The sequence below is a fragment of the Bacillus sp. D386 genome, assembly GCF_006346415.1.
Map to the genome: position 1 here is coordinate 278,442 of NZ_VEMV01000003.1, position 22,124 is coordinate 300,565.

The 22,124-nt window shown below is 37.2% G+C and carries 17 protein-coding genes, 1 tRNA gene and 1 riboswitch; of the genes, 14 read left to right on the top strand and 4 right to left on the bottom strand.

Features of this window, described 5'->3' with window-relative positions; translation table 11 throughout:
• Positions 1–58: 58 nt before the first annotated feature.
• The 4 genes from dapF to FHY45_RS20530 all read left to right on the top strand — a co-directional run bounded on the left by dapF (position 59) and on the right by FHY45_RS20530 (position 2,963).
• Entirely contained in the window at positions 59–1,042 is a 984-nt protein-coding gene (gene dapF, locus FHY45_RS10260) for a diaminopimelate epimerase (RefSeq protein WP_139891813.1), read from the top strand.
• Positions 1,043–1,072: 30 nt separating this feature from the next.
• Positions 1,073–1,750, top strand: coding sequence for a phosphatase PAP2 family protein (locus FHY45_RS10265; protein ID WP_139891814.1), 678 nt, complete (start codon positions 1,073–1,075; stop codon positions 1,748–1,750).
• A gap of 150 nt (positions 1,751–1,900) precedes the next feature.
• Entirely contained in the window at positions 1,901–2,239 is a 339-nt protein-coding gene (locus tag FHY45_RS10270) for a hypothetical protein (RefSeq protein ID WP_139891815.1), read from the top strand.
• A 565-nt stretch (positions 2,240–2,804) separates the two neighbouring features.
• Complete coding sequence (locus FHY45_RS20530; RefSeq protein ID WP_175354299.1) at positions 2,805–2,963, top strand: hypothetical protein; 159 nt, start codon at positions 2,805–2,807, stop codon at positions 2,961–2,963.
• Between the two features lie 208 nt (positions 2,964–3,171).
• On the opposite strand, the gene FHY45_RS10275 is transcribed toward FHY45_RS20530, so the two are convergent.
• Positions 3,172–3,768 carry a class I SAM-dependent methyltransferase gene (locus tag FHY45_RS10275; protein WP_066107055.1) on the bottom strand — a complete coding sequence of 199 codons (597 nt, stop codon included), beginning with the start codon at positions 3,766–3,768 and terminating at the stop codon, positions 3,172–3,174.
• Positions 3,769–3,892: 124 nt separating this feature from the next.
• A riboswitch (SAM riboswitch) is annotated at positions 3,893–3,994 on the top strand.
• 94 nt (positions 3,995–4,088) lie between these two features.
• Here FHY45_RS10275 and FHY45_RS10280 point away from each other — a divergent pair.
• The 5 genes from FHY45_RS10280 (at position 4,089) to FHY45_RS10295 (ending at position 11,626) form a co-directional block, all read left to right on the top strand.
• Complete coding sequence (locus FHY45_RS10280) at positions 4,089–5,948, top strand: bifunctional homocysteine S-methyltransferase/methylenetetrahydrofolate reductase (RefSeq protein WP_139891816.1); 1,860 nt, start codon at positions 4,089–4,091, stop codon at positions 5,946–5,948.
• Entirely contained in the window at positions 5,945–9,388 is a 3,444-nt protein-coding gene (metH, locus tag FHY45_RS10285) for a methionine synthase (protein WP_139891817.1), read from the top strand. Before FHY45_RS10280 ends, metH begins: the two co-directional genes overlap by 4 nt.
• Positions 9,387–9,456 (top strand) — tRNA-Ser (locus tag FHY45_RS20535). Before metH ends, FHY45_RS20535 begins: the two co-directional genes overlap by 2 nt.
• A gap of 239 nt (positions 9,457–9,695) precedes the next feature.
• On the top strand, positions 9,696–10,442 hold the full coding sequence (locus FHY45_RS10290) for an SDR family NAD(P)-dependent oxidoreductase (RefSeq protein WP_066107046.1): 747 nt from the start codon (positions 9,696–9,698) through the stop codon (positions 10,440–10,442).
• A 188-nt stretch (positions 10,443–10,630) separates the two neighbouring features.
• Positions 10,631–11,626: a hypothetical protein gene (locus tag FHY45_RS10295; RefSeq protein WP_139891818.1), complete on the top strand. Its 996-nt coding sequence runs from the start codon at positions 10,631–10,633 to the stop codon at positions 11,624–11,626.
• A 410-nt stretch (positions 11,627–12,036) separates the two neighbouring features.
• Here the strand turns inward: FHY45_RS10295 and FHY45_RS10300 are convergent, their stop codons facing one another.
• The 3 genes from FHY45_RS10300 to FHY45_RS10310 form a co-directional block, all read right to left on the bottom strand.
• Positions 12,037–13,257, bottom strand: a complete 1,221-nt coding sequence (locus FHY45_RS10300; protein WP_139891819.1) for a dicarboxylate/amino acid:cation symporter — start codon at positions 13,255–13,257, stop codon at positions 12,037–12,039.
• A gap of 289 nt (positions 13,258–13,546) precedes the next feature.
• Positions 13,547–14,317: an NADPH-dependent oxidoreductase gene (locus FHY45_RS10305; protein WP_139891820.1), complete on the bottom strand. Its 771-nt coding sequence runs from the start codon at positions 14,315–14,317 to the stop codon at positions 13,547–13,549.
• A gap of 328 nt (positions 14,318–14,645) precedes the next feature.
• Positions 14,646–15,323: a helix-turn-helix transcriptional regulator gene (locus tag FHY45_RS10310; protein WP_139891821.1), complete on the bottom strand. Its 678-nt coding sequence runs from the start codon at positions 15,321–15,323 to the stop codon at positions 14,646–14,648.
• Positions 15,324–16,064: 741 nt separating this feature from the next.
• Here FHY45_RS10310 and sdaAB point away from each other — a divergent pair.
• The 5 genes from sdaAB (at position 16,065) to FHY45_RS10335 (ending at position 22,118) form a co-directional block, all read left to right on the top strand.
• Positions 16,065–16,763: an L-serine ammonia-lyase, iron-sulfur-dependent subunit beta gene (gene sdaAB / locus FHY45_RS10315; RefSeq protein ID WP_139891822.1), complete on the top strand. Its 699-nt coding sequence runs from the start codon at positions 16,065–16,067 to the stop codon at positions 16,761–16,763.
• Positions 16,764–16,786: 23 nt separating this feature from the next.
• Positions 16,787–17,665 carry an L-serine ammonia-lyase, iron-sulfur-dependent, subunit alpha gene (gene sdaAA, locus FHY45_RS10320; RefSeq protein ID WP_139891823.1) on the top strand — a complete coding sequence of 293 codons (879 nt, stop codon included), beginning with the start codon at positions 16,787–16,789 and terminating at the stop codon, positions 17,663–17,665.
• Positions 17,666–17,893: 228 nt separating this feature from the next.
• Positions 17,894–19,213 carry an amino acid permease gene (locus FHY45_RS10325; RefSeq protein WP_066107018.1) on the top strand — a complete coding sequence of 440 codons (1,320 nt, stop codon included), beginning with the start codon at positions 17,894–17,896 and terminating at the stop codon, positions 19,211–19,213.
• Positions 19,214–19,791: 578 nt separating this feature from the next.
• Positions 19,792–21,015 (top strand): beta-ketoacyl-[acyl-carrier-protein] synthase family protein, encoded by a 1,224-nt coding sequence (locus tag FHY45_RS10330; RefSeq protein WP_139891824.1) that lies wholly within the window; start codon positions 19,792–19,794, stop codon positions 21,013–21,015.
• Positions 21,012–22,118: a sensor histidine kinase gene (locus FHY45_RS10335; RefSeq protein ID WP_257469023.1), complete on the top strand. Its 1,107-nt coding sequence runs from the start codon at positions 21,012–21,014 to the stop codon at positions 22,116–22,118. Before FHY45_RS10330 ends, FHY45_RS10335 begins: the two co-directional genes overlap by 4 nt.
• Positions 22,119–22,124: the final 6 nt, after the last annotated feature.

A 22,124-nucleotide genomic window follows, 5' to 3' on the forward strand; every position in this document is an offset into this window, starting at 1 on the left:
CAATATGTTTTATAATGGTGAAATAGTGAAGAGAATGTTGTTTGAAGGGAGCAGGAGAATGGATATAAAGATAATTAAAGTACATGGTTCTAACAATGATTTTTATTTAATCGATGAAATGGATACCAAGCTGTCATTAACAGATGAAGAACGAAGCCAATTGGCTATAAATATGTGCAAGCGGACGGGCACAGAGGGAGCAGATGGAATTCTCTTTGTGTTAAACAGTGAGGCCTCAGATGCCAGAATGAGAGTCTTTAATGCAGATGGTTCAGAAGCATCCATGTGTGGGAATGGACTCCGTTGTGTAGGTCGGTATGTTCAAGAAAAATTGAAGAAAAATAACCTGCTGATAGAAACGATGAAAGCCACCCTGCAGGTTAAGAAAGAGCCGGACATGTATAAGGATATCCCTACATACCGCGTCGAAATATCTCCGGTTATCAAGGCAACGAGTGCATTGCCCATGAATACTGAAATGGACGAAATCATCAATCAAAAACTGCCGTTTATTGACGAGAATCTTACGTTCACAACCCTGTCAGTACCAAATCCACATCTGATCAGTCTTGTTGATAAAGAGGTAATCCATTCGGATAAACAAGAGAAAATAGCAACTATGCTGAATGGTGAGAATGACTGGTTTACAGATGGTGTGAATGTCAGCTTCGTGTCCCGTCTGGAGGAAGGATCCATTTTTGTTCGCACATTTGAACGAGGTGTTGGCTTTACGGATGCTTGCGGAACGGCAATGTCAGCTTCAAGCCTTGTTACGAAATGGATTGATGAGTTGGCTGATGAAGCAGTTCTGCACGTCTATAATCCAGGCGGAATGGTACTGTGCCAGGTCCATGATTTGCCAGATGAAACGTGGATTGATTTGATTGGCAATGCAACGTATGAGTATGAAACGGTTATTCAGTTAAATTTGGATACACTACATGTTAGCTTTGGAGAAAGGAAAGTCTATAAAGAAGAGGCAGATGCTTATTCAGCATTCCAACAACATGCTAAAGCATTTGTAGAATCTAAAATAGGCTGAGCTAATACATATTAGAATAGGAGGGCAGAAATGAAGAAGCAGACGAATACCTTTTTAAATGTTCATGTAATCACCTTTTTCGTATTAATCGCCCTCTTTATTGTGTGTACCATCCTATTCGTAGATATTGCAGAGAACATAAATGAGAATGAGCTTTATCATTTTGATATGACAATCATCCAGGCTGTGCAGGGGAGTATTAATGAATTAAGCACAAAAGTACTTACCTTTATAACTAATCTTGGATCAGTTGATGGCAATATTCTATTGGTTATCCTATTCTCTGTGTTTTTATTATTTAAAAAACGTGTATTAAGTGTCATATTCTTAATCATCACGACATTATCGGGCGGTTATGTTAACCATTACTTAAAATGGATTTTCCAGCGGGAGAGACCAACATTGAATCCATTGATCGAGGTAAATGGCTTCAGCTTTCCGAGCGGTCATGCTATGTCATCCTTTATCCTATACGGCGCACTTATGATCATAACTACCAGAATCACGAAGAATTGGCCCATTAGATTGGCTGTCTATGCGATTTGTATTTTTTTGATTTTAACGATGGGCTACAGCCGAATCTACTTGGGTGTCCATTATCCGAGTGATGTAATTGCAGGGTATATTGCAGGATGTGCATGGCTTGCTATCATTGCTACTGTATTTACGTTTGGGGAATATCGGAAAACAAAAGGTTCGAAATCGTAATAGGCTGTCCATAAGCCATAATGGCTTATGGACGGCTATTTTTTATGGAAATCTTGGCTGTCTGAAAATAACAAAAGGTTTCTAAGGAAATATTTGTTATAATAATTTATAAAGAAAAATTCTGGAATAAGTAAACAAGGGGATTTTAGTATGATTGATTTGATTATTGGGTTGTTAATCAATGGTTTAGTAATAGTTGCGTTTTTAAACATCAACAAATTTAATGCCCAAAAACTAAAATTATCAATAGTAAGTCTTATATCAACTATTATTGTTGTAGTTGTTCCTACCTTAGGTTATCGATTTGATAAGAGTATTGGTGATTATTATTTCGGTTTTCCTGCTGATATTTTAGTTTATCATGGTGGAATGCTGTTTTCTTTAGTCTCGTTTGGCTTTTTGTTTAACTTCTTTTTCTTTTATTGGGTGTTTAAACTAATAGTTAAATTAGGAGTGCTTATTAGGCCTGTGAACAAGGGAAATTATTGATGTTATTTAAAAGGGGTTGCTTAGGCTGCTCCTTTTCTTATAGGGTTCCCATTTCGCTTAATGCAGCAGCCAAAGTTAGTTACTTCAGTGTGAAATAGGCGTAGCGGTAAAACCGCAATATCGGTTAACGATGTTATGTTGGGATAGCTGAAGAAGAAAAAGTATAATTTTTAATTAAGGTAATATTAAGTGATAATCGTTGAATGCCTTTTTGTGTTGAACTTCTTATGGCAGTAAAGGTTCAGGATAACGAAAAAGAGTTTTACATAAGAATAAGGAATTGATAAAAATCAATTTAATAGGAGAAAAACATGGGGCATTAGTTGAATAATTGCGACAATAAAAAAGCTGTCTTTCTTTAAGTCATCAGCAACAATACTTGTGAACAGAGAGCAAATAAAAGAGATCCATTAGCAAGGGATAGGAATTTTCAATCACCTAAAAAAGACAACCAGAGTCATTATGTTATCAATAACATATATGGTATAATTTTCATGCAACTACTTGGTGCGGGTGGTATGCACCTTCTTTTCCTTATATAAAGGAGGAGGGAGGTGATATACTTATGGATTTTCTAATAGCTCTGGCAAAAGATGTAGCAATGATCTTTTTCACGACCCTTGCTGCCGGCATCGCCACGCGATTCGCCAATCTTCAGCTAAAGGGCAAACGAAAAACCACCCCGCGCCGACCAAAGCATAAGGGTGGTTCCTCTAAGAACTAAACTATTTGCATACCACTCGCTAGTAGTTGTACCAGGGAGTATCCAGCTCTCTGGTTTTTTAATATATGTGTATATGTTTATAATATACCCTAAATAATAGAAATTCAATCAAAACTGATGGAGGAGCTTATGGTTTTTATAGGTTGAAAAGGGTCAGATAGAAAGAGTGTCTAAGCTTGAGTGGAATTTCTAATATTCATAAAAAGGGCTATTTGATGGCTGTGACATTTATAGATAAGCACGGTTTGAGTGGTTTCGTTTGAACCTTAATAGACTTAAAGCCTGTATTAGTTAGCACCTCTCTAATCTCTTCGGCAAAGGCATGAGCCTGTTCTTCGGTTGCTTCTTCCTGCCTTGGCTGCACGGTTATAGTCAGTTTTCCATTTTCTTTTAATAAAGAATGTATTTTTTGAATACAAGCCTCTTGATCTTCCCATAATGGATAGCTATTTACACTAAATATTTTATCGTACACCATTGGATTGGGAATCCCGAGAACAGTTCCATTAAACAAACGAAGCTGATTGCGGTTGAGTTGTTCTTGATTTCGTTTGCTCGCATTTTTCACCATTTCTTCTGATGGATCGACACCATCTATTTGGATGGTAGGGTACTTCTCAAAAAGCATGTGCATTCCTTCACCTGGGCCAAAACCAACTTCTAGCAGTGTGTCATTTGGGGTAATAGTCAATTGATCAAATGTCCATTCGTATAATTCCTCATTTTCATAGGCCATTATTTTACCTGCAATCTTTCCGAGGACACCAGTTGGATTTTTAAACTGATTCGTTATTATTTCCTTCATCTAACATCACTCCTACCCCATACATACCCAAAATACTAAATCGTTAACTCTTTTGGATTAATTATCAAAATAGATTGAAATAACTGAAAATTTATAGTAAATTAAGTAAATATATAATTTCATATTCTTATCTAGAGAGATGGAGGGACTGGCCCGTTGAAATCTCAGCAACCTGGATGGTAATCCAAGGTGCTAAATCCAGCAAGCAATGCTTGAGAGATGAGAGACCTTAGGAAAGAGGGCTTTCATGATGAAAGCTCTTTTCTATTAGTCTGTTTTCCTCATCAGAGACATTAACCAACTAATTAGGGGGAAAGACAGTGAAACTACTGGAAACGTTAAATGAAAAAATTCTAGTCGCAGATGGGGCGAGTGGAACACTTTTATATTCATTTGGAATTGATAGTTGCTTTGAAGAGCTTAATTTGACAAACCCCAATCAGATCAAAAAGATGCATAGAAGTTATATTGAAGCTGGTGCTGATGTGATTCAATCGAATACATTCGGCGCAAATTTCCATAAATTAAAGCGCTATGGCCTTGAAAGGGAAGTTTCTCAAATTAATAGAGCTGGAATTAAAATAGCGAAAGATGCGGCTGATCCAAGCACCTTCGTTATTGGGACGATTGGCGGCTTACGGAGTTTCCGGAAATCAGAATTAACATTAACTGAAATTAAGGGATATTTCGATGAACAGCTGACCGCTTTATTGGAAGAAAAGCCGGATGGCATTTTACTTGAAACCTATTATGATTTAGACGAATTATTAACGGTAATAGAGTCGGCTAGAAAAATGAGTGATCTTCCTCTTATCGCGAATATTTCTCTGCATGAAACAGGCCTTTTGCAAAATGGTATGCATGTCAGTGAGGCGTTTTCTCTTATGAAAAAAACAGGCGCTGATGTGGTAGGCATCAATTGTCGGATGGGTCCCTATCATATGATTCGCTCATACGAAGAAGTACCTTTATTGGAAGATACCTATTATGCGGCTTATCCAAACGCCAGCTTACCTGATTTATCAGATGGAAGATATGTCTATTCGACAGAAGCGGATTATTTCATTAATAGTTCAAGGCAGCTTGTGAAGCAGGGGGTCCGGCTGCTAGGTGGATGCTGTGGTACAACTCCTGCCCATATTCAGGCCATTCGTAAAGGAATCGAAGATCTTCATCCTGTAAAGGTGAAAGATTTTGTAGCCAAGCCGAAGCATCAGCCTATATCATATGAAATCATTCAATATAAACGAAAAGGTCCAGATACAATTTCAGGTAAGGCAAAAAAACAAACGACGGTTATCGTGGAGTTGGACCCGCCAAAGACGTTCGGCCTGGAGGATTTTTTAATAGGAAGTCGCTACCTATTAGATTCGGGTGCCGATGCGATTACACTTGCGGATAATTCATTGGCGTCACCGAGAATATCCAATCTTGCGGTAGCGTCGATTTTACAATCAAAGTTAAATACGGTGCCTCTTGTTCACTTAACTTGTCGAGATCATAATCTGATTGGCTTGCAATCTCATTTAATGGGCATGCATTCCCTTGGATTATCAGAGGTGTTGGTGGTGACTGGGGATCCTTCAAAAATTGGTGATTTTCCGGGCGCGACTTCTGTATATGATCTTTCTTCAATGGACCTGATTTCATTGGTTAAGCAATTGAATGAGGGGCGCTCCTATTCAGGAAAATCGCTGGGTAGCCGGGCGAATTTCGATATCGCAGCTGCCTTTAATCCAAATGTAAAGTACATAGATAAAGCCGTACAGCGAATGGAAAAGAAAATTCAGGCTGGAGCTGATTATTTCTTAACCCAGCCCGTGTTTAGTATTGAAAAATTAGAGGAAGTATACGCGGCAACCAGGCATATAACAAAGCCGATTTTTATTGGCATTATGCCTTTAACGAGTCACCGGAATGCAGAGTTTTTACATAATGAAGTGCCAGGTATTTCATTGCCGGTTCATGTTAGAGAGGCGATGGAAAGAGCCGGAACGGATAAGGAAGCCTGTGCTCGCGAAAGCTTTGCCATTTCAAAAGAATTAGTGGACGCGGCAAGTGAACTATTTAACGGTATCTATATTATTACACCTTTTATGAAATATGAATTAAGCGGGCATTTGGTTCGGTACATCAAAGAACAGAAATCAGTTGTAAATAAGGAAGTGCATCTATCATGAGAACAGAAAAATTGAAAGAGTTATTGGCTGAAAGAATAGTTATTCTAGATGGAGCAATGGGAACCATGATTCAGGCGCATCAATTAATAGAGGATGATTTTGGCGGGGAACAATACGATGGGTGTAATGAGTATTTAACGCTAACCCGCCCGGATGTAATCCAATCGATTCATGAAGAGTACTTGGCAGCAGGTGCGGATATTATTGAAACAAACACATTCGGGGCAACTCCAATTGTACTGGATGAATATAATCTTGGTCACCTGGCATATCAGCTGAATAAAGAATCAGCTCAATTGGCTCGAAAAGCAACAGAACAGTTTGACAGTCCTGACAGCCCTCGCTTTGTTGCAGGTTCGATGGGACCTACGACCAAAACCTTATCCGTAACAGGCGGAGCCACTTTTGAACAATTGGCAGATTCATATGAAGAGCAAACGAAGGGCCTGCTTGATGGGGGAGTTGATTTGCTTCTCTTGGAAACATCGCAGGATTTATTAAATGTGAAAGCAGCTTATATTGGAATGAAAAGAGCATTCTCATCTTTAGGCAGGGAAGTTCCATTAATTATCTCAGGAACGATTGAACCAATGGGGACTACTCTAGCCGGTCAAACCATTGAAGCTTTTTATATATCGTGTGAGCATATGAATCCTCTTGCAATCGGGCTTAATTGTGCAACTGGTCCAGAGTTCATGGCTGACCATATCAGGTCTTTATCTGAATTAAGCACTGCTGCAGTAAGCTGTTACCCGAATGCGGGATTACCAGATGAAAATGGCCAATATAATGAATCGCCTTCCTCCCTAAGCAAGAAGATCAAGCAATTTGCCGAAAAAGGTTGGATTAATCTTGTTGGCGGCTGCTGCGGAACGACTCCTGATCATATTCGAGCTATTAAAGAAGCGGTTACCGGAATTGAAGCGAGGCAAATTAATGGCAAACAGGGTAATCATGCTGTCTCTGGTATTGATGCCTTAATCTATGATGATTCAATGAGACCTTTATTTGTAGGTGAACGGACAAATGTGATTGGATCCAGAAAGTTTAAGAATCTGATTAAGGACAGGAAATTTGAAGAAGCTTCCGAGATTGCTAGACAGCAAGTCAAAAAAGGAGCCCATGTAATAGATGTGTGCCTAGCTGATCCAGATAGCGATGAAGTGTCTGATATGGAAGAATTCATGAAAGAAGCGGCTAAAAAAATAAAGGTGCCTTTTGTTATCGATTCAACCGATGAAATGGTCATCGAAAAAGCACTCCGCCATTCTCAGGGTAAAGCAATCATTAATTCGATAAATTTAGAGGATGGGGAAGAACGCTTTGAGAAAATTGTTCCATTGGCAAAAGAGTATGGTGCAGCCTTGGTTGTTGGAACAATTGATGAAAAAGGGATGGCCGTAACAGAAGAACGAAAACTGGAGGTTGCCCAGAGATCGTATCAACTGTTAACAGAAAAGTATGGAATCGTACCGGAGGATATTATTTTTGACCCGCTTGTTTTTCCGGTTGGTACTGGTGATGAACAATACCGGGAAGGAGCTGCGGAAACGGTAAAGGGACTGGCGGCCATTAAAAAAGAGCTTCCGAGAACATTAACGATTTTAGGTATCAGTAATGTATCGTTTGGACTGCCGAATGAGGGAAGAGAGGTCCTGAATGCCGTTTATTTATACCACTGTACAAAGGCTGGCTTGGACTATGCGATTGTCAATACAGAAAAATTAACCCGATTTGCGTTAATCCCTGAGGAGGAAGTTAAATTATCAGAGAATCTTTTGTTTCATAACTCAGAAGAATCTCTTGCTGAGTTTGTTGCTTTTTATAGGACAAAAAAGCCTGTTCAAAAGGAAACGAAAGAAAAACTTCCATTAATGGAGCGCCTGCCTGAATACATTATCGAAGGGACAAAGGACGGGTTGAAGGAGGATATTGATGAAGCTCTTGAAAAAGGGATGGAGCCGCTTGATATCATCAACGGTCCATTAATGGCCGGTATGTCGAAGGTTGGAGAACTATTTAATGATAACCAGTTAATCGTAGCTGAAGTATTGCAAAGCGCGGAAGCCATGAAAGCAGCCGTTTCGCAGCTTGAACCATTGATGACTAAATCAGGTACAACGTCTACAAAAGGAAAAATGGTGCTGGCAACCGTGAAAGGGGACGTACATGATATCGGGAAGAATCTCGTTGATATCATCATGAGTAATAATGGCTATGAAGTGGTTGACTTAGGCATTAAAGTAGCTCCGCAAACCTTGATTGAATCCGTCCGAAATGAGAACCCAACTATTATTGGCTTGTCAGGCTTGTTGGTAAAATCAGCCCAACAGATGGTTATTACCGCTCAGGATTTAAGAGAAGCGGAAATTGATGTTCCGATTGTAGTAGGTGGAGCAGCTCTTACCAGGAAATTTACTAGAGGGCGAATTGCTCCTGAATATAATGGACCGGTCTTTTATGCAAAGGATGCCATGAATGGACTCGATTTAATCAATCAGCTCCATGACGATGAGAAAAGGCTATCCTTTCTCGCTCAGCTAGAGGCAGAAACGAATGAGCAAGCAGCAGTGATTTCGATTGAAACGAAAAGGGATATTCAAGTTACAGAAAACCGTGATAAAACAGTGAAGGATCAAGAGAATATACCAGTCCCCGAGGACTTAAACCGGCATATTCTGCAGGATTACCCACTATCTCTGGTGTACCCATATGTGAATAAACAAATGTTATTTGGCCATCACCTTGGGATGAAGGGGAAAGTGGATCGGTTGTTTGAGGAAGAGAATCCAAAATTATTAGAACTTGCAGCCATAGTTGATGAGATTCTCGAAAACAATCAGATTAAATTATCAGCGATGTATCAATATTTTCCTGCAAAAAGTGATGGAGAAATTCTAAAAATATGTTCCCCAGCTAATCCGGATGAAGTCCTCGAAACATTTGATTTTCCGCGACAGTCCAAAAAGCCTTATCTGTGTTTATCTGATTATGTGAAGGACCAAGAGTCAGGTGTACAGGATTATGTGGGATTGATGATTGTCACTGCAGGTAAAGGTATAAAAGAAATAGCAGAAGGATGGAAAAAAGAAGGACAGTATTTAAAGAGCCATGTCATCCAATCACTCGCACTCGAATGTGCAGAAGGCTTAGCTGAACGAGTCCACCATCTTATGAGGGATGCTTGGGGAATCCATGACTCTATCGATATGACCATGAAAGAACGATTGAGTGCTAAGTATACCGGTCAGCGTTATTCATTCGGGTATCCAGCCTGCCCGAATCTCGAGGATCAAGAAAAGCTATTCAGGTTGCTGAAACCAGAGGATATCGGAATTCAGTTGACAGAGGGATTTATGATGAATCCTGAAGCATCTGTTTCCGCGATGGTCTTTTCGCATCCGGAGGCTAGGTATTTTAATGTGGGGCGGGAGGAGTAACGAGATAACGTAAAGGCATAGATAAACGGCCTTCTAAGCCGTCGGTCGGGAGTTCGAATCTCTCTTCGGATGTAATAGATAGCATGAATAAGTCCATATGAATAGTAAATTTCAATATAATGGGGTACAAACGGAGATTAGCACCAAGCGTTTGTGCCCCTTTTTAGTTATCTTGAAGTCTACTATTGTGAAGTTTATATGCAGGGACCAAAAAATCAAGCAATAGCTCTACTATTTGTGGATAATAAATGGTCAAATAATCTTTCTTTAGAAAGTATTTAAATAAGAAAAAGGGAGAGAAGTTAGTATGTTTGAAATCAAAGGTAAAGTAGCTATTGTAACTGGAGGGGCAAACGGAATTGGTAAAGAAGCGGTAAAAGCTATTCTCAACAAAGGTGGAATCCCTGTTATTGCAGACTTCAACGAGGAGTTGGGAAATCAAACTGCCAAAGAGTTAAACGTTGAATTTTTGAAAGTAGATGTATCAGACGAAAATCAAGTAAAGGATATGGTGTCACACGTGGTTGAAAAATATGGACACCTTGACATTATGATTGCCAATGCAGGTATAGGAGGAGGAGGTTCTACACTAGATCTTCCAACTGATGAATACGAAAAATACATAGGGGTTAATCAAAATGGTGTATTTTATTGCAGCCGTGAAGCGATTCGACAGATGGTTGCACAAGGCATGGGTGGGGCGGTTATTAACGTTTCTTCAATTCTTGGCTTAGTAGGTTCAGCCGGTGCTTGTTTCTACAACGCTAGTAAAGGTGCAGTAAGATTAATGACAAAATCAATGGCCTTAGAATTTGCTCCTTTTAACATTCGAGTAAATAGTGTCCATCCTGGCTATGTTATTACAGGTATGGTAAATGAGGATGTTGCAGGAGCAGAAGGAATCGAAATGTTAAAATCACTTCATCCGCTATCAAAAGGACTTGAACGTTTGGGTAAACCTGAGGAGATTGCACATGCAATCATATTCGCTATTGAAAACACTTTTATGACAGGAGCGGAAATTGTCGTAGACGGAGGATACACTGCTCAATAATAAAGCATACATAAAGAGATACTATGAACACCCACTATTGAATGTGGGTGTTTTGTTTTATGTATATTAAGTATCAATCTGATATATAAAAATAATTTAATTTAAATGTGTATATATTTAAGTAAATTCAAACTGGGTATTATTAATATATCAATATAAAATTAATATTCCGGAAGGTGGAGATTAAAATGAAGAAAGGCTTGGCATTATTATTTATTTTAATTACTTTCATAGGAATATCGGGTTGCAGTTCAAAGGAAAAAATTGATTTAACCGAATATGTAACAATTGAAGTAAGTGGTTATGATGGTGAAGCAACAGCAAATGCTAATTTCGATTCATCTCGTTTTGAAGAAAAATTACTCAGTATTGATGGAAAACTTTTATTTTCTTCACTTGAAGAGAATATAGAAATAAAGTTAAATAAGGAACAAAATATTAGTAATGGAGATAAACTTGTAGCAGATGTATCTTATACGGCTGATCAAGGGGAATTAGAGGTTAACTTAAAAGACGGAAAAGTAAATAAAGAAGTGAGCGGTTTAGAAAAAATTGCACTCCATGAGGCAGATAAAGAAATTCTAAATGCTGATTTAGGTACTAAAGCCATCCAAATTTTTGACTTCATATGGACGGAAGATACAATTGTTCAGGATTTTATTGATGCTGGATTTAATGTTGTCTATATGGAAAGTAAGACACAGGAAAGTGATAAATCAATTGAAGAGGTTTGGATTGACGATAGTTTTGGGTTCTCACCACTAATCAAGGTTTCCAAAAATGAATTTGAATTATTTCTTGAGCCTGTTAATCCTACTTATGAGGAAACAAGTGAATCAATTCCGTTAGTTGAATGTCATGTTACTGCTGATGGTGCTATGAGTGACAATCCTGGGGTGCATTTAAGCGTAAAAGATGAGGATGTCATTACTAAAATTAAAGGTGCAGAAGTAGAATCACAAGTATTTTTTGTGAAAGGTTTAACTGTAGGAATGACAGAAGATGATTTGTTGGATAAATTACCGGAGAGTTCTAGTAAGAGGGATTCAGGGAAAAGAACTTTATATTCCTACTTTAAATTTGGAGAAGGCGGTTATGACTACACTTTTTATGTAGATAAGGAAACTAAATTAATTGTTGGAATTACCGGACCAATGGGCGGATTCCTACTTTTTAATGATTAATTCCACCTAGCTTAGGATATGGATTATTCTTAATAGTAGTTCGTAAACTATGAATTCCAGTTGTATTGCTGTAACTGTGAAAGTAGGGAGTAAAATTTGCAAGGAAACTGCACAGTTACACTAAAAGCTTAAAACTGATAAGGGTATAAAGGAAATGCTTTACCAAACACAACCATTATAGTTGTTTATTTTTAAATGTATAGTAAATTTATAGACCTTAAACTCTGACTAAAAGAGCAGATAAATCTCCTGTTTTTGGATTTTACCTGCTCTTTTTTGAATTGAATATAACTATTATTATAAATAAAACAATAATAAGAAAACTGCATCTTTATCGATAAGATCTCTATCAATAAAGATGCAGTGGATATAAGGATTATAAAAATAGAATAGAATACTAGAGTTTATGACTATGCAGCGCTTTCTTTTCTTTTTTCTTGTTCGTTGATCATGACAGCACAAGCTGCATCACCTGTAATATTGACAGATGTTCGTGCCATGTCAAGAATACGGTCGATTCCAAGGATTAGCCCAATACCTTCTACAGGTAAATTAACTGAGCTTAGAACCATTGCAAGCATAATTAGACCTACACCAGGTACGCCTGCTGTGCCGATACTGGCAAGAACTGCCGTTATCACTACTGTAACTAAGGCAGTGAAAGATAAATCAACACCATAGACTTGAGCGATAAAGATGGTGGCAACACCCTGCATAATGGCTGTTCCGTCCATGTTGATTGTCGCACCCAGAGGCTGAACAAAGCTTGATATTTCTTTTTTAACACCTAAATTGTCCTGTGCGGCTTCCATGGATAGAGGTAAAGTTGCATTACTGCTTGATGTACTGAATCCTACTGTCATGGCCGGTGCAAAGCCTTTAAAGAACCATATTGGACTTTTACGTGCAAAAAAGAGAATGGTTCCACCATAAACAAGGATAGTATGAATGATTAGTCCAAGTACAACGACAATCATATATAATGCCATCGCTTTCATTGCACTGTAGCCTTGTTCTCCAATGGCTGATGCAATAAGACCAAACGTTCCATAAGGAGCTAATTTCATAACCCAGGTTACGAGATACATGACTAATTCGTTTCCTTGCTCAACCAGCTTGACAATTCCTTCTGTCTTTTTTCCTAAAGCAGTTAACGCAAATCCAATTAAGGCAGCCATGAAAATAATTTGTAGCATATTGCCTTCTGCCATGGCCATGAGTGGATTTTCTGGAATAATGGTTAGGAATGTTTCTCCAATTGAAGGAGCTTTTTCAGCCTCAAAAGTTGCATTTTCTGTATCGAATTCACCTTTGGTTCCAGGTGAAATTACCATAGCAAGAACGATAGCCAATATAATGGCTATGGCTGTAGTACATAGGAAGTAGAAAACGGTTTTTAAACCGATGGATCCGAGCTTTTTTGGATCTCCCAAGCCAGCTACACCTAAAATAATAGAAAACAATACTATTGGGACTACTAACAATTTAATCAGATTGATAAAGATGGTACCTAAAGGATCGAAAAGAAATTTGTTGAATGTTTCAAATAAAGATGGGGAGAAAATATTTAGGGAAAGACCTACAAGGGCACCAAGTATCAGTGCATAGATTATCTTCTTCGTTAAGTTCATATGATTCCTCCTAGCTCTCAGCCATAAATTCTGACACTAAACTATTATATTTATCCTTATATTCCAAATTCCGAGAATTAATAGATATTTTACCACGGAATTTGAAATTACTCATCTAATATAACTTTTAGGGCATATTAATCTTCTTTATAGTGAAATAAGGAGTATTAAGTCCTAGAATAATGTGAGGATATTTCTATCGATTTTTATTACTAAAGCAATCAAGGCAAGGTGAAGGGATCATCAAGAGATTTGGGAGATACAAAGTGAAAAAAAGGAAGAGGAGCGTTTAGGCTTCTCTTCCTTTATCTTTAACATCTATTTTTTTCGGAATCTGCATTTGTTGATTAATTGCTTCATCAACGCCCTGATAATAGGTTTTACTATAAAAGCTAGCTACTGCTTTAGTCCATGTCCCAGTCTGTGTACCCTGGGAACGTTCTGATAGGTAATCTGAAAATGTTTGATTATATGATTCGATTTCGTCTTTTATATCATGCTGATAGGTTTCGCTATGATAGACCGCTTTAACTGGCAGGCGTGGTTTTAAGCCGGGATCCTCTGCAGGATAGCCGATACATAAACCTGAAATGGGTAAAACAAATGGAGGAAGGTTGAGTTCCTTTATGACTTTATCTAAATTTCTGCGTATACCGCCAATGCAGACTGTACCAAGGCCTAATGATTCGGCTGCAGTAATGGCTGCTTCAAGAGCAATCCCAACATCTGTAGCACCGACCAATAATGTATCAATATTTTCTGAGACAGCAAATGGTGTTTTTTCGATTTTACTGGATACATATGCTCTATAAAAGTCTGAGCAGAATACGAGGAATACAGGGGCCTCTTCAATATGCTTCTGCCCGCCGCATAGCTCTGCAAACTTCTTTTTCCTTTCAGAATCTTTAACAGCAATAATGGAAACCTGTTGTCCATTTATCCAGCTTGGGGCAGATTGGACAGCTTTAATGATTTGTTCCAGTTGTACATCCTCGACTGGTTTGTTTTTATAAGATCGGATGGAGCGGTGAGATAATAAGGTTTGCATTACTTCGTTCATGTTGAGGTCTCCTCCTTCGGTATAGGGTTCTTTATTAGTATAGTACAAACAAGTATATGGTTCATAATAGAACCCATACAGTCGGACTGTTATCTAAGTGTTATATTGTGTTAAATGGGGTATCCTCAGAGCTTCGATGAATGAATGAGTTACTTCTTTTAAGAAATCAAGCATTCTTGGTAGGTTTCGGGATGTATATTTTTCTGTAGGATGACAACCTGTAGGACTTTGTGAGGTATAGAGGGATACTGAATGAAGAATAAGCTGGGAAGTCTGCGAGATATCTAGTCTTTCCTCGGACTCTCCAGCTTAATTGACATGCACTTTATTATACCGGTACTGCTTTTTTGCTTCGTGATACCATTTGAAGGTAACGATAAACACTGGACTCGGACATTCCCATTATATCTGCCACTTCACTTATTGTGCCTTTCATATCAAATATCCCATACTCTTTTAATTTTGAAATAGCAAGCTTCTTTTGGTCAGGTGATAATTGGGCTCCAGATTCGAGGATATCTCTATCTATTACTGTATAAATGATATTACTTACATTATCTTGAAGCTTTTCTACAGGTTTCTCTTGTTCAGTTTTCATTTCAATATGTTTAATATCAAAGCTTAGATTGGCTAAACTTAATATATCCTTGGCGACTTTTCGATAAACGTCTGCATCAAAATTTATACATAAAAGTCCCTGTAATTGACCTTCATGATCTTTTATAAACAAAGTGGATGAACGAAATTTTTTACCCCGCGGTCCTTCCCCAACATATCCAACAACATAATCATTGTCTAAATAAACCTTATCGTTGATTAACTTTTTTGCATAGTTAGTCAATGGGCTATTTAAGGACCTTTCGCTCAAGTCAGCATTGACAATATGACCGATATGAGAACCTCCATTAGGATTTAAAATATGTAATACAAATTCATAATTAGGTCCTAAAATTTCACCAAAATAATTCGTTATAGTTTGATAATGTCGAAATAGATCTTTATCCAATTAGGTTTTCCTCCTTTTAGGAAACTCTTTTTAATGGAACATCGAGATCAAAGAATAGTTACCAATTTAACTACAAGCATTGTAAGTTAAAACCTACATGCAAGTCTTCATTTTTGCACCTGTATTTATGCGCTTGCTCAGTGGTTAGGGAAGGTTGGGGATTATCAATGTTATTAAGCAACCCTTAGATAATAGAACCAATTGAAACATAATCTACCAATAATTATAGCAGATTGTAAAGGCTTTCTAATAATAAATTTTTACAAAAATAAGTTTTTATTAAATCGTATTGACATATTAAACCAATTATGTGATACTTTGAGCGAGTAGTAAATAATAACTACTGTAATAAATTATTGGAAATTAATTAATAGATTTCCAAGGTCAGCTTGAAACACTTTATAAGGATTTTTTAGAGCAGTTGCGGTACCGTTTTTAACCTTATGCTTTCTAAATTTTGCTAAAGGTGGTGTATCTGGAATCGGATTTATGGAACAACTAGGAATTGCTGTTAATTATGTTTTGAAGGCATTAAGTTGCAAAAGAAATGATGGCAATGTTAGTTAGTATTCGAGATAAATACGATTCGATTTTATTGGTTAGTAATGAAAACCTTTTCAATTAAAGCGGAGTTAAAACTCTATTAAGCTCACTGGTACAAGCCATGTTCATCTATTGAAAGTTTACAGTGCAAGATCAATTTTAAAGATCAAGTAATTTAATGGGGTGGGGGAATTTTATATGAGTATTAATGTAGCACCCGTTAAAGAAAAAAAGATTATTAATTATAAAAGTTGTTTTGATGTAATAGGTCCGGTAATGATAGGGCCCTCGAGTTCGCACACAGCAGGTGCCTTAGCTATTGGAGCAGTTGCCAATAAATTATTTCAAGGTCTTCCAAAAAAAGTTTTGGTCCGGTACTATGAATCATTTGCTGAAACTCATAAAGGTCATGGAACTGATTTTGCCATTGTTGCTGGTATATTAGGATTTGCCGCTGATGATAGCAGAGTGCCTGATGCTATTAAAATAGCAGAATCTAAGGGAATTAAGATTGTTTTTATTGAAGAAGTGATTGATAGTCCTGCCGGTCATCCCAATACTGTAGATGTCTATTTGGAGGATGAAAATAGAAGTATTAGAACGATGGGAATTTCGGTCGGCGGCGGTATGATTGAGGTCAAACAGATTGAAATGGACGGGTTTAGATTGAATCTTGAAGGACCATTACCAGTTATACTAGCGATTTCTGAAAAAGATGACCTTGAATTTGGGTTACGCAGGATCCTTAAAGAAAATGATGTGGATATTAATAGTTTTACCAGTTTAAAAGAAGATGGAAAACACCTCTTTGCATTTACATTGGACTCTCAGTTACGTAACGATGTTCAGCAGAAATTGAAGGAACTTAGCAATACAGCTACTATTATTATTCTTTAATATCCTAGGGAGGTGAAAAGTTTATGTACATGACCATAAAAGAAATCGTAGATGCAGCTAATAAAAGGCAAAAACCCATTTATGAATTAGCCATTGAGCAGGAAATCCAACAAACTAAATCTACCTATGATGAAGTTTGGAGCAAGATGGAAAAAAATCTACTCACTATGGAAAATGCCATAAATAAAAGTATTGAGGGAGACGGGGTATTTTCTCCGACCGGTTTAACTGGTGGCGATGCTGTTAAAATCAAAAAATATCGCGAACGTGGAAAAACTCTTTCTGGAGATATGATGGTATTTGGGGTCCAGCATGCAATTGGTGTTAATGAAGTAAATGCTTCGTTAGGGGCGATTTGTGCAACTCCAACAGCAGGCGCGAGTGGAACAGTTCCTGGGGTCCTATTCGGTATTAAAGATACGTTGCAGTTAAGTCACGAAGATATGGTGCATTTTCTATTCACTTCTGCTTTATTTGGAATGATAGTAGCCAATAATGCTTGTATTGCTGGAGCGTTTGGAGGATGTCAAGCTGAAGTAGGCAGTGCCTCGGCAATGGCAGCAGCAGCTGCAGTAGAAGTTGCCGGTGGAACACCGCAGCAATCATCGGAAGCCTTCTCAACTGCCCTTCAAAATTTGCTTGGTTTAGTATGTGATCCAGTCGCTGGATTGGTAGAGGTTCCTTGTGTAAAGAGAAACGCTATTGGAACGGCCAATGCCTTAGTTGCAGCGGACATGGCATTAGCCGGCGTAGATAATATCATTAGTGCCGACGAAGTAGTTGAAGCCATGTATAAAATAGGTAGACAAATGCCGCGCGAGTTAAGAGAGACAGGTTTAGGAGGAGTGGCAGCTACACCAACAGGTATTGCCATTAAACATAAAATTTTTGGAGAAAAGTAAGAAGAGAAGACAAATATAGAAATAAAGGGATTTATACCTATACAAATACAATATTTTGCAAACGCCAACAAATACACTAGAATGGTAGATAAACAAATTTCTCAGTGCTAGCGTTGTAATTTAATAATCTCTATTGTCCGAATCTTATAAGTAATTTAATTTTAAAAAAATATCCATATTTATAAGCCTTAGCAGAAAGCTAGGGTATATATAAGGAGGAACCTTATTATGCATGGAAATACAGCAAAAAAACTCGAATTACCAGTTGAAGATCATTCAGTAATACAAGAGAATTTTCCAGATGCGAAGAAATGGCATAAACAAGATACAACCTGGGCTTTGAGCCTTTTTGGAACAGCAATTGGAGCGGGTGTACTCTTTTTACCTATTAATGCAGGATCAGGCGGATTAATATCATTATTGTTAATTACTATACTAGCCTTTCCGGTAATGTACTACTCGCATAGGGCACTTGCTAAAATGATAGCTGCTTCAGATTCTGCTGATGAGGGAATTACCGGTACGATAAGGGAGTATTTTGGAAATAAGGCAAGTATAGCCTTTAACATAGTTTATTTCTTCTCTATTTATACGATCGTGCTGATGTATTCAGTTGCACTTACAAATACAGCAAGTAGTTTTATGGTAAATCAATTGCATATGAACGAGCCGCCAAGAGCCATTTTATCACTTGTATTAATTCTCGGTCTTATCGTCATACTAAATTTTGGACAAGATATAACTGTAAAAGTGATGAGCATGCTAGTTTATCCATTTATAGCTTCTCTGTTATTTATCGCAGTATCTTTAATTCCACAGTGGAATACATCGATTTTTAGTTCTGCAAGTGTTTCTACTGCTTCATCAGGATCCGGATATTTTGGAATTATACTGTTGATATTACCAATTATAGTATTCTCGTTTAACCATTCTCCTATTGTATCGTCATTTGTAATGAAACAGCGGGCAACTTATGGAAAAGATGCGACTGACGCGAAATGTGCCCAAATACAAAAAGTATGTTATATTATGACATTCTCTGTTGTCATGTTCTTCGTTTGGAGCAGTGTCTTGAGCTTAACTCCAAGTGATCTTGCCATGGCAAAGCAACAGAATTTATCAATCCTATCTTATCTTGCGAATGAACTTGGTTCACCAATAATTGCTATTGCAGCGCCTATTATTGCATTCGTGGCCATCACAAAGTCCTTCCTTGGTCATTATGTAGGAGCTTACGAAGTAATGCGTGACATGATTGTGGCATCAGGAAAAGCACGCGGAAAAAGTATTAAAGAAAAAACAATTAAAACTGCAATTCTAGTATTTGTGGTATTAACATGTTGGTTTGTTGCTTATACAAATCCAAGTATTCTAGGATTAATTGATACACTCAGCGGACCTCTAGTTGCTGCTATCTTATGTGTATTACCAATGTATGCAATCCGCAAAGTACCAGTACTAGCTAAATACAGAGGGAAATTGAGCAACGTATTCGTCATTGTTGTAGGTTTGCTTACGATCCTAGCAAGTATTAAAGTATTCTTCTAAATCACTTTAATGAATGAAGGTTTTAGAAGAGGATTGCAAGTGTTAATAAGTAGTTGATACTTTAGCTAAGATTAAGCTGTATTCCGAATTTACCTGAATGCAGCTTTTTTTATATTCAATCCATTCCTATTACTCGAAATTTGTCCCCAGTTGGTTAGCTCATAACTGCTTTCTATAATATTGACTAGATGTTAGCAAGGAAATCTGACAGATAAAGAATATGTATTAAAGGATATTTTAGAGCATTCTTTTATTATGGCGGTAATGTGATTCCACAATACGAGCATTGCTATACACCAATTGTGATCTTATTTAATGAAAGAAATCCGAAATCTCACTAGAGTTTCAGGTACTGTGAACATCTGAAATTAAAGTTACTTTATCTCCCAAACTAAAAGCTCAACGACATGTGGTATCAACATACGCTTTTGATTATTTTATAAAGTAGTATTAATGATTTATTTAAACTATTTAGATTATTTAAATATATTTTTAATAGTTTTTTCCTATAGTCATTCTGAAATATTATCTGCTATAATTTTTTTAGGTAAATATTCTCAACTAAGGCGGAAAATTACATGAAAATAGTAGTTAGTGGCTACGGGACAATAGCCCCGAATACAAGGAATACCGACGAATTTTTATATAATTTACAGCATGGTGTGAACACACTGGAAGTAATAGATGGAGAAGGGTATAAAGGAGAGTCCAATATAGTTGGTCTAATACATAATGGATTAGAAGAGTTAGAGAAAGATAGGAGAATTAATCGGTTACCCAAAGTTTCTAAATTGGGAATCGTGGCCGGGCGAGAGGCATTGGAATCAGCAGGGGTGGATTTAGCAGGTAAAAAAGTAGGGGTTTTCTTTGGAACTTCACTTGGATCCTCCGTAGATCAATATTCTCTGGACGCAGTTGTACATGCGAACAATGATGATTATAGAAAAATGCCTATTACGTTTTCTCACTATGTCAATTATCACAGTATGACCTCATCTATCGCTTACTTTTTAGGAGCAAAAGGTGTGACAAAAACAATAAGCACTGGCTGCACTTCCAGTTTGGAAGCAATTGAAGAGGCTTTGCTCTATTTAAAAGCCGGTAAAATAGATGTGGCTATAGTAGGTGGAACAGAGAGTCCGATTGGTAAACTAATGACTTATGCTTTTTCTAAAACAAGAATATTACCTTTGAATCAAGCAATGGATGTAGGAGCTGTTCCATTTCATGAAGATAGTAAAGGGTTTGCTGCTTCTGAAGCTTCTGGTGTGATTGTTTTAGAGAGAGAAGATGATGCCATTAAGCGAGGAGCTCATATTAAAGGAGAAATTGTTGATATTATCTCGAATAATGATGGGTCTTATATATTTGATTCGGATGAATCAGGAGAACAGATGATTAATGCATTAAAAGATGTCACGAGTGGCCGCAATCCAGATTATATCAACAGCCAGGCACTTGGGATCCAGCAGAATGATCGGATAGAAGAAAAGTGCTCAAGGGAATTATTTAATCATCAAACACCATATAGCTCGATAAAAAGTATGTATGGAAACCCTCTAGCCGCCATTGGTATCTTGCAAGTGATATCTTCATTATTAAGTGTGGAACATGATTTTATTCCTCCAACAATAAGAACAACTAAAAAAGGCTATGAAGATATGAATATTGTTACCGAAACGATTTATCAGGAGGTCAATGAAGTAGCTGTTACCAATCATGGACATGGCGGGAATAATGCATGTGCTTATATTAAAAAATATAGACCTGATCATACAGCAATGGAGTGCAAAAATAAATGATTATCGGATTATTAATATGTACTATTGGGTTGATCCCTTTGGTTGTTTCATTCGTTATAAAAAGTATGTATAATGAATCAAGATTAACAATGGGTATCGTTTTATACATGCTCTTTGTTTCAATTTGGCAAATTGATGTTGGGGTTCTTTATTTTTCAGATATTCTTTCTGAGAGTACCATTCTTGTATTATTTAAATTGCTGCGTTTAGGGCCAACTTTTGGAGTGCCGATTGTTCTCTATGTAGCATATTTGATTATAAAGGATCAGCCAACAATGTTAACAGATACTCCTTGGTTAGCAAAGGTATCGAGGTTATTACTTGATAAGAAGTCACTCATCTTTTTTATTATTTTAAGCGGAGTGGTGTATATAATCAATCTAACGGAATTAGGGATTAGTGGGTTAACCGTAAAGACCAGTTTCTCATCCAGTTTTTATTACCCAGTGTATGGGCCTTTAGGATGGATATTCATTTTACATATGATTGGTTTTATCATCTTTCTAATTCTTGTCTATTTAGTTTCGAGAAATATATCTAACACGAGTTTCAGAAAATTCTTAAATGCTTTCTGTTTAGCCTCTATTTGGCTAATCTTATCGGGATATTTAAACCTTTCACCAGGGACAGGTGCCATAACAAGCAGCATCGGGGTAATCGTATTCTCTGTTTTTATGGTGCATTTCTTTGTTAAACTGAACACGAGTCTAAAAGATAGTCATTATCAACTGCTGGAAAGACAAAAAAAGCTGGATTATACCGGGAATTTAGCGGGAAGTTTAATTCATGAAGTGAAAAATACCAATCAAATTATCAAGAGTTTTTCAAATCTTCTTAGTCTGAGCAATGACTTAACAGAGTCAGATAAGAAAACACTAGATATGATTCAAAAGTCATCTGAACATTTAGGTAAACTGACCAATAATTATAAGGATTATATGAAGTCATCCAATCTAGTACTGAAAAAGGAAAATTTAATAGAGGTTATTCTGGATTCCATTAACATGTCTTCTGAAATGTTGCGTACAAATCAGGTGGATATTGAATTGGTTAACAATTACGTACCTTTGAATGCCTATATTAATAAAACCAATTTGGGGTAAGTCTTT